This window comes from Chitinophaga varians (assembly GCF_012641275.1).
Lineage (GTDB): Bacteria > Bacteroidota > Bacteroidia > Chitinophagales > Chitinophagaceae > Chitinophaga > Chitinophaga varians_A.
In genome coordinates this window covers 2,109,413-2,122,800 of sequence record NZ_JABAIA010000001.1, presented here as the reverse complement: position 1 = coordinate 2,122,800, position 13,388 = coordinate 2,109,413, and the positions used below count along the sequence as shown (strand labels likewise).

The 13,388-nt window shown below is 48.9% G+C and carries 12 protein-coding genes; 7 read left to right on the top strand and 5 right to left on the bottom strand.

Going from position 1 to position 13,388, the window contains the following annotated elements; translation table 11 throughout:
• Nucleotides 1-13 precede the first annotated feature (13 nt).
• The 7 genes from HGH92_RS08625 (at nucleotide 14) to HGH92_RS08595 (ending at nucleotide 8,817) form a co-directional block, all read left to right on the top strand.
• Nucleotides 14-778 carry a DUF4843 domain-containing protein gene (locus HGH92_RS08625; RefSeq protein WP_168870324.1) on the top strand — a complete coding sequence of 255 codons (765 nt, stop codon included), beginning with the start codon at nucleotides 14-16 and terminating at the stop codon, nucleotides 776-778.
• A gap of 11 nt (nucleotides 779-789) precedes the next feature.
• A complete protein-coding gene (locus HGH92_RS08620) occupies nucleotides 790-2,301 on the top strand; it encodes a PKD-like family lipoprotein (RefSeq protein WP_168870323.1) in 1,512 nt (503 codons plus the stop codon).
• A gap of 342 nt (nucleotides 2,302-2,643) precedes the next feature.
• Nucleotides 2,644-5,964: a preprotein translocase subunit SecA gene (secA, locus tag HGH92_RS08615; protein WP_168870322.1), complete on the top strand. Its 3,321-nt coding sequence runs from the start codon at nucleotides 2,644-2,646 to the stop codon at nucleotides 5,962-5,964.
• 149 nt (nucleotides 5,965-6,113) lie between these two features.
• The gene (locus HGH92_RS08610; protein ID WP_211092563.1) at nucleotides 6,114-6,380 is read left to right on the top strand and encodes a four helix bundle protein; all 267 of its coding nucleotides are present in this window, start codon (nucleotides 6,114-6,116) and stop codon (nucleotides 6,378-6,380) included.
• 139 nt (nucleotides 6,381-6,519) lie between these two features.
• Complete coding sequence (deoC, locus tag HGH92_RS08605; RefSeq protein ID WP_168870321.1) at nucleotides 6,520-7,197, top strand: deoxyribose-phosphate aldolase; 678 nt, start codon at nucleotides 6,520-6,522, stop codon at nucleotides 7,195-7,197.
• A gap of 20 nt (nucleotides 7,198-7,217) precedes the next feature.
• The gene (locus tag HGH92_RS08600) at nucleotides 7,218-7,658 is read left to right on the top strand and encodes an SPOR domain-containing protein (RefSeq protein ID WP_168870320.1); all 441 of its coding nucleotides are present in this window, start codon (nucleotides 7,218-7,220) and stop codon (nucleotides 7,656-7,658) included.
• Nucleotides 7,642-8,817: a M20 family metallopeptidase gene (locus HGH92_RS08595; protein ID WP_168870319.1), complete on the top strand. Its 1,176-nt coding sequence runs from the start codon at nucleotides 7,642-7,644 to the stop codon at nucleotides 8,815-8,817. The genes HGH92_RS08600 and HGH92_RS08595 overlap by 17 nt, the downstream gene beginning before the upstream one ends.
• A gap of 147 nt (nucleotides 8,818-8,964) precedes the next feature.
• Here the strand turns inward: HGH92_RS08595 and HGH92_RS08590 are convergent, their stop codons facing one another.
• From HGH92_RS08590 to glyA, 5 genes are all read right to left on the bottom strand, one after another.
• Entirely contained in the window at nucleotides 8,965-9,720 is a 756-nt protein-coding gene (locus HGH92_RS08590; RefSeq protein WP_168870318.1) for a hypothetical protein, read from the bottom strand.
• 1 nt (nucleotide 9,721) lies between these two features.
• Entirely contained in the window at nucleotides 9,722-10,093 is a 372-nt protein-coding gene (locus HGH92_RS08585; RefSeq protein WP_168870317.1) for a GntR family transcriptional regulator, read from the bottom strand.
• A gap of 11 nt (nucleotides 10,094-10,104) precedes the next feature.
• Nucleotides 10,105-10,908, bottom strand: coding sequence for a hypothetical protein (locus tag HGH92_RS08580; RefSeq protein ID WP_168870316.1), 804 nt, complete (start codon nucleotides 10,906-10,908; stop codon nucleotides 10,105-10,107).
• A gap of 8 nt (nucleotides 10,909-10,916) precedes the next feature.
• A complete protein-coding gene (locus HGH92_RS08575; protein WP_168870315.1) occupies nucleotides 10,917-11,750 on the bottom strand; it encodes an ATP-binding cassette domain-containing protein in 834 nt (277 codons plus the stop codon).
• 333 nt (nucleotides 11,751-12,083) lie between these two features.
• Nucleotides 12,084-13,361: a serine hydroxymethyltransferase gene (glyA, locus tag HGH92_RS08570; protein ID WP_168870314.1), complete on the bottom strand. Its 1,278-nt coding sequence runs from the start codon at nucleotides 13,359-13,361 to the stop codon at nucleotides 12,084-12,086.
• Nucleotides 13,362-13,388 lie beyond the last annotated feature (27 nt).

Here is a 13,388-nt window from a genome sequence, read left to right as displayed (position 1 = left end):
TATCGTATTTGTTATGAACAATCATCTTCGATATATAACCATGGCAGCGGGACTATTACTGTCCATGTCTGCCTGCCGGAAGGCGGAAATACCGTCCTATGCCACAGGAAACGATATCTATTTTTCCGTTGTAAGAGATTACGTCACCTACGATACAACGGTCGTTACGTTTGCCTATACGCCTGCTACCACAGATACCGTGGTGAAGTTGCGGATAAGCGCTCTGGGCGTGCCGGCAGGACGTGAGCGCAGCGTGAGCTACCGGGTGATTGATACCGCAGCCAATGCCGCCAGGGCCCGCACCCAGTTTGAGCTGCCTGCCAGTATTGCCATACCGGCCGACAGTGTGAATACCTATATCCCGGTGGTGATGCATAAAACACCGGACATGACTACACGTACTTTTTCCATTACCCTGCAGCTGGAGCCTAATAATGATTTCCAGACCCGGTTACAGGTGCTGGTGAAGGACAAGAATAACAATCGCTTTACCTCCCTGGTACGGCATGTCATCCTGGTAGATAACAGGCTGAATAAGCCTGACCGGTGGTATGACGATTTTTATGGCCCCTTTAGCGGTAAAAAACTAACGCTGATGAGCAAATTGCTGGAAATACCGATACAGGAACTGTATACGAAGATTACCAATGCGGACCCCGGCACCACCAGTTTTTACGCCAATTACCTGAAGACCTATCTCAAGGAGATGGAAGATGCCGGCACTCCTGTATTGGAAGACGATGGCACACCCATGAAACTCGGTAAATACATGCAATAAAAATGAAACGTATGAAAACAAAATATATTTGGTTATTGCTGAGCGGATGCCTTATCAGTATGGCTTTTACGGCCTGTTATAAGGACCGGGGCAATTACGATTACCATGACATCAACCAGGTGGACAGTATTGGTGGTATAGTTAAAAACTATACTGTTCTGTATGGCGATAGTATACGCATTACGCCGACGGTATTGGCTACGCAGGAGAGCGGTGACACCGCCCGTTATACTTATCGCTGGGAGGCATTGATAGACGGCCTTTCCCGGATGCCGGGAGAATCCCCGAACGTATTGATTAGCAGTAGCAGGGACCTGGCTATTGCTATCAAATTAAGGCCTTCCAGCTACGACTGTTTTTTCCGTATAAAAGACAAACAGACCGGCGTGGAATGGTTTAAACGTTTTAAGTTGACCGTGCAGTCGGCTGTATATCAGGGCTGGGTGGCGCTTTGCGACGTGAATGGCTTTGCCCGCCTGGACATGGTGGCACGGCTGGGAGAAGAAGACCGGCTTATCACTGATCTGATGTCCTTTGTGAACGGCGGTTTGCCGGTGCGCCATCAGCCGAAGCAGTTGGTGTTTGCTTACCGGTCCACCAATATCAACCCGTTCTATCTGCGGACTGGCGATGGTTTGGAGCGGATTGACGGGGATAATTTTACCTGGAAGAGCACCTATGGCATCCGGTATGAAATGCTGGTGCCGGTAGGAACAGATTTTGCGCCCGACTATTTTTTCAATTCACCGGCTTTGGCCGGTGTTGATTATGTGTTGGCGGGCAACCGGGTTTTTCACCGGAATGCGATGATGGGGGCTTCTGCTTTTGGTTCACCTGTCAATTATGTAGATGAAGAAAAGGCGGCGTTCAGGCCTGCTCCCTTTGTGGCCAGTGGTTATGGTGGCGCATTGTTGTATGACCAGGACCGGCAGCGGTTTGTGTTCCATGATCCGATGTTTGGCACCAAATGCAACAGCCTGAGAGACGGTACGTTGTTCTCTTACAATACGGGAAGGGACATGGTGTACATGGCGTATACCAACTATAACCGGGGTGATGTGTATGCTATTTTGAAAGACAAGGCCGGAAAATACTATACCTATTGCATCAATGTCAGCTATTCCGGTGTTAAACAAAGCTACTATACAGAGATGATCAATGCGCCGGAACTGGACAAGGCGACTGCTTTTGCCGTCAGCAATCAGCTGGGGTACGTGTTTTATGCCGCCGGCGGCCGTGTGTACGAGTACGATGTATTTACCAATAAGGCGGTACTGATGGCCGATTTGGGTGGAGAACGGGTGAGTGTGCTGAAATGTCCGTTGTTCAGCTCTTATGGAAAGGACTTTTATACCAACCTGACTAATTCCCTGGTGGTGGGCAGTTACGACCCTGCCCGTCCGGACGCCGGAAACGGCTCCATCCGTGTTTACAGCATCCCTGCCAGAAATGAGCCCTTGCAGCTCACCTGGAGTTATGGCGGCCTTGGTAAAATTGTGGACCTCGCCTACAGAGAAAGATAAAAACACTATATGTGACGGATTTGCAGGGAGTTTTGTTATATACTTCCTGTAAGTCCGTTATTCTCAATTATCGATGGAATTCCCGCTTAATTCCCTTCATTTCCCCAAATTTATTCCTAATTTTACCCTCCTTGATAAAGCGGCTACAACAAAACTGACAGCTTGACAGTTCTGCTTTCCAAGCATAATATTTGAGTAACTGGTAATCTCCGTCTATCCAACACTTCGCCCGCAGCTTCCGTGCCACAGGCCTGGTAGAAAGGAAAAACCAACTGACATAGCTTCAGGGGACGGGGAGATGTTACAGAAACTAAAATTGTAATTCGTAATTAAACATTCAACATGTTAGGTTTTTTAACAAAACTTTTTGGAGGGAATAAATCAGACAGAGACATTAAATCTGTCACTCCAATAGTGCAGCAGATCAACGATGAGTACGGAAAGCTGCAATCCCTGCCTATCGACGACCTGCGTCATAAAACCCGGGAATTCCGCGAACGTATCGCTACCCACCTGGCTGCCATCGATAAAGAAATTGCTGAGAAAAAAGAAGCGGCTGAAGCCGTAGAAGATATAACCGAAAAAGACGCTATCTATCAGGAAATCGATACCCTGAAAAAAGACCGCGACAAACAACTGGAAGTGGTGCTCAAGGCTATTCTGCCGGAAGCATTTGCTGTTGTAAAAGAAACTGCCCGCCGTCTTTCCACCAATCCTACCCTCACCGTTACTGCTACAGACATGGACCGTCAACTGGCCGTGCTGAAAGACTATGTGACCATTGACGGTGACAAGGCTTCCTGGAAAAACAGCTGGAAAGCCGCCGGTAACGAAGTGACCTGGAACATGGTACACTACGATGTACAGCTGATCGGTGGTACCGTGCTGCACCAGGGTAAAATTGCCGAAATGGCGACCGGTGAAGGTAAAACACTGGTATCTACCCTTCCCGCATACCTTAACGCCCTCGCCGGCGAAGGGGTGCACATTGTAACCGTGAACGATTACCTGGCACGCCGTGACTCCGAATGGAACGGCCCCCTGTTTGAATTCCTCGGTATTACTGTAGACTGTATCGATAAACACCAACCCAATACACCGGAACGCCGTAATGCTTACCTGGCGGACATCACCTACGGTACCAACAACGAATTCGGCTTCGACTACCTCCGTGATAACATGGTGCACAGCCCGGACGAAATGGTGCAACGCAAACACCACTTCGCCATGGTGGATGAGGTGGACAGCGTGTTGATTGACGATGCGCGTACGCCGCTCATCATCTCTGGTCCTATCCCCCGCGGTGAAGAACAGGAGTTCCATGCGCTGAAACCACGTATCCAGTACCTGGTAGACATGCAGAAAAAAGCGGCCAACCAGTACCTGCTCGAAGCTAAAAAGCTGATCGCTGAAGGTAAAGACGACCCTAAAACCGGTGGTCTGGCCCTGATGCGCGCCTGGAGAGGTTTGCCGAAAAACAGCGCGCTGATCAAATACCTCAGCGAGCCCGGTATCAAAGTATTATTACAGAAAGCTGAAAACTACTATCTGGCTGACCAGCAACGCGAAATGCCGAAAGTAGATGAAGGCCTGTACTTCGCGATAGAAGAAAAACAAAACAGCGTAGACCTGACTGAAAAAGGTATCGCACTCATCACACAGGGCGGTGAAGACCCTAACTTCTTCGTGATGCCGGACGTAGGTTCCGAACTGGCTGAGATTGAAAAAATGGCAGTCTCTCCGGAAGAAAAACTGCAGCGCAAAGAAATGATGCTGCAGGACTACGCCCAGAAGTCAGACCGTATCCACTCCGTACAGCAGCTGCTGAAAGCATATACCCTGTTTGACAAAGACGTGGAATATGTGGTAATGGACGGTAAAGTGAAGATCGTGGACGAACAAACCGGTCGTATTCTCGATGGCCGCCGCTACTCCGACGGTCTGCACCAGGCGATCGAAGCGAAAGAAAACGTGAAAGTGGAAGCTGCCACCCAGACATTCGCCACTATCACCCTGCAGAACTATTTCCGTATGTATCACAAGCTGGCCGGTATGACCGGTACGGCTTCCACTGAAGCGGGCGAGTTCTGGGAAATCTACAAGCTGGACGTGGTGACCATCCCCACCAACCTGCCTATTTCCCGTGGCGACGCGGAAGACCTGGTATACAAAACCAAAAGAGACAAGTATAAAGCTGTTATCGAAGAAATCAAGCAGATGCAGTCCAAAGGCCGCCCGGTGCTGGTAGGTACCACCTCCGTGGAAGTGTCTGAGCTGCTGAGCAAAATGCTGACCTTCGAGAAAGTGCCTCATAACGTACTGAACGCCAAACAGCACGCCCGTGAAGCCCAGATCGTGGCTGAAGCCGGTCTGACCGGCGCTGTGACCATCGCCACCAACATGGCCGGTCGTGGTACGGACATCAAACTGGGCCCCGGCGTAAAAGAAGCAGGTGGTCTGGCCATCATCGGTACAGAAAGACACGAAAGCCGCCGCGTAGACAGACAGCTGCGTGGTCGTGCCGGTCGTCAGGGTGATCCCGGATCTTCCCAGTTCTTCGTATCCCTGGAAGATGACCTGATGCGTATGTTCGGCTCCGACCGTATCGCCGGCCTGATGGACCGCATGGGCTACAAAGAAGGAGAAGTGATCCAGCACAGCATGATCACCCGCTCCATCGAAAGGGCACAGAAGAAAGTAGAAGAGAACAACTTCGGCATCCGTAAGCGCCTGCTCGAATACGATGACGTGATGAATAAACAGCGTACCGTTATCTATGCCAAACGTAACCACGCCCTGTTCGGCGAACGCCTGGCCATCGATATCGACAACGCTTTCTTCGACGTAGCAGAAAATATGGTGACCTCCGGTAAAGAAACGGGCGACTACGAATCGTTCAAAATGGACGCCATCATTAACTTCGGCATCGATACCAATATCACCCAGGAAGAACTGCTCCGTACTGACGTGTCCACACTGTCCTCCAAACTGTACCACCAGGCGATGGACAACTACCACCGCAAAGTACAGGACATCACCAGCAACACCCTGCCGGTGATCGAGCGCATCTACCAGGAACAGGGACACCACATCGAGAACATCTCTATTCCGTTTACCGACGGTAAAAAAGGTGTTAACGTGCTGGCCAACCTGAAAAAGGTAGTCGATACCAAAGGACACGAAACCATGAACGCGCTGGAACGCAGCATCACCCTGGCCCTCATCGATGAAGCCTGGAAAGAGCACCTGCGCGCCATGGATGAACTGAAACAATCCGTTCAGGGCGCCGTGTACGAACAGAAAGATCCGTTGCTGATCTATAAACTGGAAGCCTTCAAACTGTTCAAACAGATGGATGGTGAAACCAGCCGCGACATCGTTTCCTTCCTCTGCAAATGCGGTATCCCCGTAAGTCAGGACCAGGGCCCGCAGGAAGAACAGATCCGCGAAGGCCATGAAGAAAAAACAGACATGAGCCGGATGCGCGCTTCCCATGAAGATATCGTTGAACAACAGCATAACGGCCATCAGGCAGCTCCGGAATACGATATGCCTGAAGAAAAGCAGGAGCCGGTGAGAGTAGGCCCCAAAGTAGGACGCAATGACCTCTGTCCCTGCGGTAGTGGCAAGAAATTTAAAAACTGCCACGGTAAAGACCTGTAGTTAATTACAAATTACGAATTACGAATTACGAATTCGGGGTTCGTTTGAAATAATGGCGGATTATGGATTTGGACATTTTTAATGTTGAATTCCATAGTCCGCTTTTTCTTTTTTTGCCTTTTTGTTTGTTAACACTAAACCATTGTTTGATGAAAAGAAATGTTATTCTTGAAAAGAGTTATTTATTCGGAATTAGAACTGTTAAGTTGTTTTTATATTTGAAAAAGTGTGGTGTTGATGAGGTTTTAATAAAACAACTCTTAAAAAGTGGGACTTCTGTAGGAGCGAATGTAGAAGAAGCTGTGGGAGCATCGTCCAGGAGGGATTTTATTCATAAATTGAGTATATCATACAGAGAAGCCAGAGAAACGATTTATTGGATAAAACTTCTTAAAGACGCCCAAATCCTGGAATAAAAAATGGCAGATTCAATGCTCAAAGATAGTGAGGAATTAGCCCGCATTATTGGCTCAATTCAAAAATCAGCTAAAAACCCTCACAATAAAAGCACCCCAAATTCGTAATTCGTAATTCGTAATTCGTAATTTTACTTCTATGAAGGTAAACAGGTACATAGACCATACTATTTTAAAGCCCACCACCACACTCGAAGACATCAAGAAGCTGTGCATGGAATGTGTGGAATACGATTTTGCTGCAGCCTGCGTGCCCCCGCCCTATGTGAAAGTAGCCAAACAGTTCCTGGGCGCCACTAATACCAAAGTGGCCACTGTCATCGGTTTTCCGTTCGGTTATTCCGCTATTGAAGCTAAGGTGGCGGAAACTGTACTGGCCATTGTGGACGGTGCTGATGAACTGGACGTGGTGATCAATATCTCTGCACTCAAAAACAACGACTGGGAATATCTCGAAAAAGAGATCGCCAATCTGATGTATATCATCCGTGAAAAGAAAAAGGTGATCAAAATGATCATCGAAAGTGGCATATTATTGGAAGAGGAGATCATCAAATGTTGCCAGCTCTACAGTAAATACGGGGTAGATTTTGTAAAGACTTCCACCGGATATGCGGAGAAAGGCGCCACCGTAGAAGCGGTGAAACTGATGAGGGCCAATCTGCCTGATAATATACAGATTAAAGCTTCCGGCGGTATTCGTACCTTTGCCTTTGCGAAGGAGCTGATAGCAGCCGGCGCCACCCGCATAGGGGCCAGCGCCAGCGTTAATATCATGAAGGAAGGCGGAGAAGACACGGCCCAATCAGATTATTAATTTTTAATTATACAGTATTCATGCAAAAATTATTCATCCTGGTTTGCTGCCTGTTGGGAAGTAGCTGGGCCATGGCGCAGGACTACACTATGTCCGGCAATGGTTCGGTAAAAGTGATCAAGGATAGCCGGCTGGACGTGCTGATCAGAAAACAGATCTACATCAACACCCTGGCTATTCGTAACCAGTCCGGTTTCCGGGTACAGGTGATCTCCACCAACAAACGCGGCGACGCCAGTGAAGCCAAAGCCCGGGTAATGCAGTTGTACAGCGATTATCGTACTTATCTGGATTATCAGGCCCCCTATTTTAAAGTGCGCGTAGGCGATTTCAAAACCCGCGAAGAAGCGAGCGAGTTGCGTGATAAGCTCTCCAGCCTCTTTTCAGGCGGCGTATTTGTTGTTCCCGCCATCATCAACGTGTCACCGGATAAAGAACTGTCGAATGAAGAACCGTATTAAAGAGCTGGCCAAAGCCTATGCACCTGCTTTTATAGATATCAGGCGTCATATTCACTCCCATCCCGAATTATCTTTTCAGGAACATAAAACCTCCGAATTTATCCGGCAGCAACTGGATAGTTTCGGCGTGCCTTATAAAGCCGGTATTGCCGGTACGGGCATTATCGCCCTGATAGAAGGTAAAAACCCGGCCTCCAAAACCATCGCGCTGCGTGCAGATATTGATGCGCTGCCGATCACCGAGGCCAATGATGTGTCGTATAAGTCAGTAAACAATGGCGTCATGCACGCCTGTGGCCACGATGTGCATACCACCGTGGTACTGGGCGCGACTAAAATATTACATGAGCTGAAAGATGAACTGGAAGGCACCATCAAGATCCTGTTCCAGCCCGGGGAAGAAAAACATCCCGGCGGCGCCAGCATCATGATAGAAGAAGGCGCTCTGGAAAACCCACGCCCCGACGCTATCCTGGGCCTGCATGTACATCCTTCCATGGAAACCGGTAAACTGGGGTTCTGTGAGGGCAAGTATATGGCCAGCGCTGATGAAATCTACGTCACCATCAAAAGTAAAGGCGGACATGCCGCCCAGCCACACCTTACGGTAGATACCATTTTGGTGGCTTCGCAGCTGGTAGTGAGCCTGCAACAGGTGATTTCGCGCAATAACAATCCATTCTCCCCGTCTGTACTGTCTATCTGTGCTTTCAACGGAGGGTTCACCACCAACGTGATCCCCAGCGAAGTGAAGCTGATGGGCACTTTCAGGGCCATGGATGAAACCTGGCGTTTTAAGGCGCATGAGCTGATCCGCAAACAGGCGGCTGGCATTGCGGAGGCTACCGGCGCTGAAATTGAGATTGATATATTAGTGGGTTATCCTACCCTGTACAATAACGAAGTGGTGACCGCCAAAGCAAGACAACTGGCGGAAGATTACCTCGGCAAAGAACAGGTGGAAGACACAGAGCTGCGTATGGGCGCGGAAGATTTTGCGTTTTATTCGCAGATCGTACCGGCCTGCTTCTTCAGGCTCGGCACCGGCAACAAGGAAAGAGGCATTACCTCCGGTGTACATACCCCTACCTTCGATGTGGACGAAAGGGCCATTGAAATAGGAATGGGCACGATGGCTTACCTGGCCACACAATTCTGATCGTTGAGCTATTCACATAAAACAGAGCGTCCTGATGAACATCAGGACGCTTTTTTTATCAATTAACTTTTGTGATGACAGAGGAGGAGTAAAAAATCTTCCCCGGGTTATGAATCTGTAAAATCGTATTGTCTAAAACGTTAGTAGTTATTTTATTTCCCTGATTTTTTGCAGCACTTTTTCAGAAAGCTCTATTTCCTGCAGGCTGTCTACCTGTATATGTCCCCGTTGATAGGCGCCTTTAAAGCGGAGCTTAGAACCTTTGCCCAAGGCAATGTTTACGCTGTCGGCCGTTGTCTCCTCGTTGATATCGAGTGTGCCTCCCTGACCGCCGGTAAAAGAAAGCGAGCCTACCTGGTTGTTGTTGACGCTTGCTTCCACATTCGGGCCTGTTGTGATGACCAGAGCCGGCTCTTTGTAGTTGCTGATCCTCAGATGGGAAGAAGGTGCTATGACCTGTGTGATATGGGGCGCTTTCAGTTCCAGGTTGCCGCCACGAAATACCGTGAGTATCAGCGTATCGGCAGCATACCTAACTAATATGCTGTCTGTGCTTCCTTTCGTCAGGGTATAGTTTTTATCAGATGTAATATTGACGAAACCGGACGGCCAGGTACTTTTGATGGTCGTCTCGCTGGTGGTTTTTCCATCCATGGAGCGGGCCTGACGGACACGGGTTTCAAATGCAGTATCATACAACGGGCGGCCGGAGGCGGTCTGTAGTTTTACCACCTGAAAGGGCTGTAGTGTTATCGTGGTAGGTGGTTCGTTGGGGGTACTTCTGCCAAAATTGGCATTGGTGATCCCTTTGCTAAAGTTGGCGCGCAGCACGATATCTGTGCAGAGCATCAATAACACGAGCGAACCGAAGAAGCCGAGTAATAATTTAGTGCTGGTTTTCATGTTATTTGAAATTAGATTTTTTGAATTTTTCGTAATACGGTTTCAGTTCATCTACATCGATATCCAGCAAATACATGCTACGGAAGAGGGATGGCAGCTCATTGGTGATAAACGAGTCTTTCTTGAACTGCCTGATTTTTTTGACGGCATCATTGCTGATGAAATAGCCGATACCCCTTTTATTGTAGATGATCTCCTGCTGCTGAAGCAGCTCGCAGGTGCGCATGACAGTGTTGGGATTGACTTCCAGCTGAACAGCCAGTTCCCTGACAGAAGGGATGCGTTCTTCCGGTTGCCATTTGTTCAGCAGCACCTGTTCGCATATATAGTCTGCGATTTGCAGATAAATGGCTTGTGAGTCTTTAAATTCCATGTCGCAATGTTTTAGATTTCCTTGTCTTTTAACCGGAAATAGGCGATGGTCCAGAGAACGGGCGCCAGCACGTACTGTGCAATGAATGCATAGCTGTGGACCATTTTTTCTGAGATCACGAATACATCTGTTTTAAACTTACCGCCGTTGGTCCCTACCAGTATGAAAGGCGCGTTTTGAAAAGGCGTAGGCGTGTTCCTGCCGAACAGTATCCAGACAAACAGCGTGTTCAGAAGGTATAGGCACCCGAGGCATAGCAAGATGGTCACCAGTGTCTTTATAAAAGCCAGACGGCCGAAGGATACGGCACCCAGCAAAAACACTGCGTGAAAGAAGATATAAGCGAAATAGATATAAATATGGCCATCTTTCCAATCGAGGAACTCCCAGTCAATAAGAAGGCTCACCTCGTGCCTGATGAGGGATACCCGGTTAAGAAACAGCAGGGCTGAGTAGGCGGCGATATGATATACCAGGAGGTAACCAACGGTGGTGACGAGGAAAATGGTGAGGAACTTTTCAAACTGGGAGGCCGGCAACATGAGGAACTGGCTTCCTTTTTCCTTGTTGGCGAGGTCGCTGAATGCCATGCTGGTAAAGAGCAGGCCACCAAAGAAAAGGCCGAAATAGTAGACGCCTACCACTTCGCTTAATTCCCGGGGAGCGTTGTCTGTGAGCAGCATAAAAGCCGGTATCAGCATCAGCAGGCCGAAGATGGAGAGGGCTCCCAACAGGTACGATTTCCACGATGCCAGCATATGGTATTGGAAATAATAGCCCAGGCGGCGGAAATCCAGGACGTTATTGGTTTGCATGTGTTTAATCAGTTAAAAAGTTCTTGAATGGGTTGGCGGTTGGAGAGGATGGCGTTAAACAGCAGTTCCATATCGATCTTGCTCTGTTCCATGGTTTCATTTTTCATGATCACGGAGTGGCCGCGCAGGCTGCTGTCGGCATACAGCACCGGCTGGCGGTCGTCCAGCTGTGCCAGCAACTTGAAGCTCAGTTTATCCGTTACCGTGCCTACGTCCTGGTGGAAGATAATTTTATGATCGTCGATGATCACGATATTATCTATGAGGTTATCAAGATCTCTCACCTGGTGTGTGGAAATGACCATGCACTTGTCGTCCGTGACGGCGGCAGCCATCACTTTGCGGAATTGGCTCTTGGAGGGAATGTCCAATCCGTTGGTGGGTTCGTCCATAATGAGCACTTTGGTATTGGTGGCCAGCGCAAAACTGATGATGACCTTTTTCTTTTGGCCGTAAGACATGTTGGTCAGCTGCTGGTCCTGTGGAATGGAAAATTCTTTCAGGTAGCTGTAGAAGGCCTGTTCATCGAAACGGGGGTAGAAAGGGGCGTTAGCCATAACATAAGTACGGATACTGACTTTAGGCAGAGAGAACTCTTCCGGTACCAGGAATATTTCCCGGAGGAAAGCCGGTTGCCTTTTAGCCGTTTTATAACCCATTACCTCACAGGTGCCCCCGTCGGGGAATAACAAACCGGCTATCTGTTTAAGCAGCGTGGATTTGCCGGCACCGTTTTTACCGAGGAGGCCATATATATGGCCTGCCTCCAGCTGCAGGCTGAGGTCCTCGAACAGGGGCCTGTTGGGGCGGTAGCTGAATTTCAGGGATTGGATGTTAATCATATCGTGTGATTTAGTGTACTACTTAACTAGTACACTATAAAAGTACGACTTCTGTTGAGAAATCAAAATATTTTTTTGGGGAGATAAGTGAGCGGTTGAAAAAAGGGGGAAATGAGGGAGAATGAGGCGATGAAAGAGAGGCGGCGGAAATTGGAGATATGCCTTTATTCCTGGTTGGGTACAATCATCTTGCAGGATAAAAGAACTAACCCAATACGATAAATATCTCAGGAAAGGGGATTTGAACTCAACGTAGCCCAGGGCTTCAGCCCTGGGACGAAAAAAGGCTGCCCGGGTAACAGGCAGCCTTGCTATAAAGAATATATTATCATCCTACAGTTCCGGGTACAGCGGGAACTGCTGCATGAAGCCATTCACTTCACCTCTTACTTTGGTGATAAGGGCTTCGTTGTCAGCGTCCATCAGCAGTTGATCGATCCAGTCAACGATCTGCTCCATATGACCTTCTTTCAGGCCGCGGGTGGTGATGGCAGGAACGCCTACACGGATACCGGAGGTGATGAAGGCGGATTTATCGTCGAACGGCACCATGTTTTTGTTGGCAGTAATTTCTGCTTTCACCAGGGTTTGTTCGGCTTTTTTACCGGAGATGTTTTTATTGCGCAGGTCAATCAGCATGAGGTGGTTGTCTGTACCGCCGCTGATGATCTGATAGCCTCTGTTGACGAAGCTTTTAGCCATAGACTGGGCGTTTTTCAACATCTGTTTGGCGTATACGTCGTATTCGTCAGACAGGATTTCGAAGAAAGACACCGCTTTGGCAGCGATCACGTGTTCCAGCGGGCCGCCCTGGATACCGGGGAATACAGCGGTATCGATGAGGGAGCTCATGAGGCGGATTTCGCCTTTCGGTGTTTTCAGGCCGAATGGATTTTCGAAGTCCTTGCCCATCATGATCATACCGCCGCGGGGACCGCGCAGTGTTTTATGGGTGGTGGTGGTTACGAAATGGCAGTGTTCAAATGGTGAGTTGAGCAGTCCTTTGGCGATAAGGCCGGCAGGGTGTGCAATATCAGCCAGTACGAAGGCGCCTACCTGATCAGCGATTTCGCGGATACGTTTGTAGTCCCAGTCACGGCTGTACGCGGAAGCGCCACATACGATCAGTTTTGGTTTTTCGCGGTTGGCGATTTCCTCCATTTTATCGTATTCTACGAGGCCGGTTTCTTTGTTAACACCATAGAAATGAGGCTCATAAAGCTTCCCGGAGTAGTTTACGGAAGAACCGTGGGTCAGGTGGCCGCCCATGCTCAGGTCCAGACCGAGGATTTTGTCACCGGGCTGCAGGATGGCCAGCATCACTGCTGCATTGGCCTGTGCGCCGGAGTGAGGTTGTACGTTGGCATAAGCCGCACCAAATATTTGTTTAGCCCTGTCGATAGCCAGTTGTTCGCTCTGGTCCACGATTTCGCAGCCGGCGTAGTATCTTTTGCCAGGGTAGCCTTCGGCATATTTATTCGTCATCACATTACCCATGGCCTGCATTACCTGCAAGCTGGTAAAGTTTTCAGATGCGATCAATTCGATGCCATGGCGCTGACGCTCCAATTCCTGGCGGATAATATCAAATATTTGCTGGTCTCTTTGCATGATGCCTTAAAATTTGCTGCAAATTTA

Excerpts from the sequence above, each read along its gene's own strand:
- HGH92_RS08625 (WP_168870324.1), top strand. The coding sequence starts at position 14 with ATGAACAATCATCTTCGATATATAACCATGGCAGCGGGACTATTACTG.
- HGH92_RS08620 (WP_168870323.1), top strand. The coding sequence starts at position 790 with ATGAAAACAAAATATATTTGGTTATTGCTGAGCGGATGCCTTATCAGT.
- secA (WP_168870322.1), top strand. The coding sequence starts at position 2,644 with ATGTTAGGTTTTTTAACAAAACTTTTTGGAGGGAATAAATCAGACAGA.
- HGH92_RS08610 (WP_211092563.1), top strand. The coding sequence starts at position 6,114 with ATGAAAAGAAATGTTATTCTTGAAAAGAGTTATTTATTCGGAATTAGA.
- deoC (WP_168870321.1), top strand. The coding sequence starts at position 6,520 with ATGAAGGTAAACAGGTACATAGACCATACTATTTTAAAGCCCACCACC.
- HGH92_RS08600 (WP_168870320.1), top strand. The coding sequence starts at position 7,218 with ATGCAAAAATTATTCATCCTGGTTTGCTGCCTGTTGGGAAGTAGCTGG.
- HGH92_RS08595 (WP_168870319.1), top strand. The coding sequence starts at position 7,642 with ATGAAGAACCGTATTAAAGAGCTGGCCAAAGCCTATGCACCTGCTTTT.
- HGH92_RS08590 (WP_168870318.1), bottom strand. The coding sequence starts at position 9,720 with ATGAAAACCAGCACTAAATTATTACTCGGCTTCTTCGGTTCGCTCGTG.
- HGH92_RS08585 (WP_168870317.1), bottom strand. The coding sequence starts at position 10,093 with ATGGAATTTAAAGACTCACAAGCCATTTATCTGCAAATCGCAGACTAT.
- HGH92_RS08580 (WP_168870316.1), bottom strand. The coding sequence starts at position 10,908 with ATGCAAACCAATAACGTCCTGGATTTCCGCCGCCTGGGCTATTATTTC.
- HGH92_RS08575 (WP_168870315.1), bottom strand. The coding sequence starts at position 11,750 with ATGATTAACATCCAATCCCTGAAATTCAGCTACCGCCCCAACAGGCCC.
- glyA (WP_168870314.1), bottom strand. The coding sequence starts at position 13,361 with ATGCAAAGAGACCAGCAAATATTTGATATTATCCGCCAGGAATTGGAG.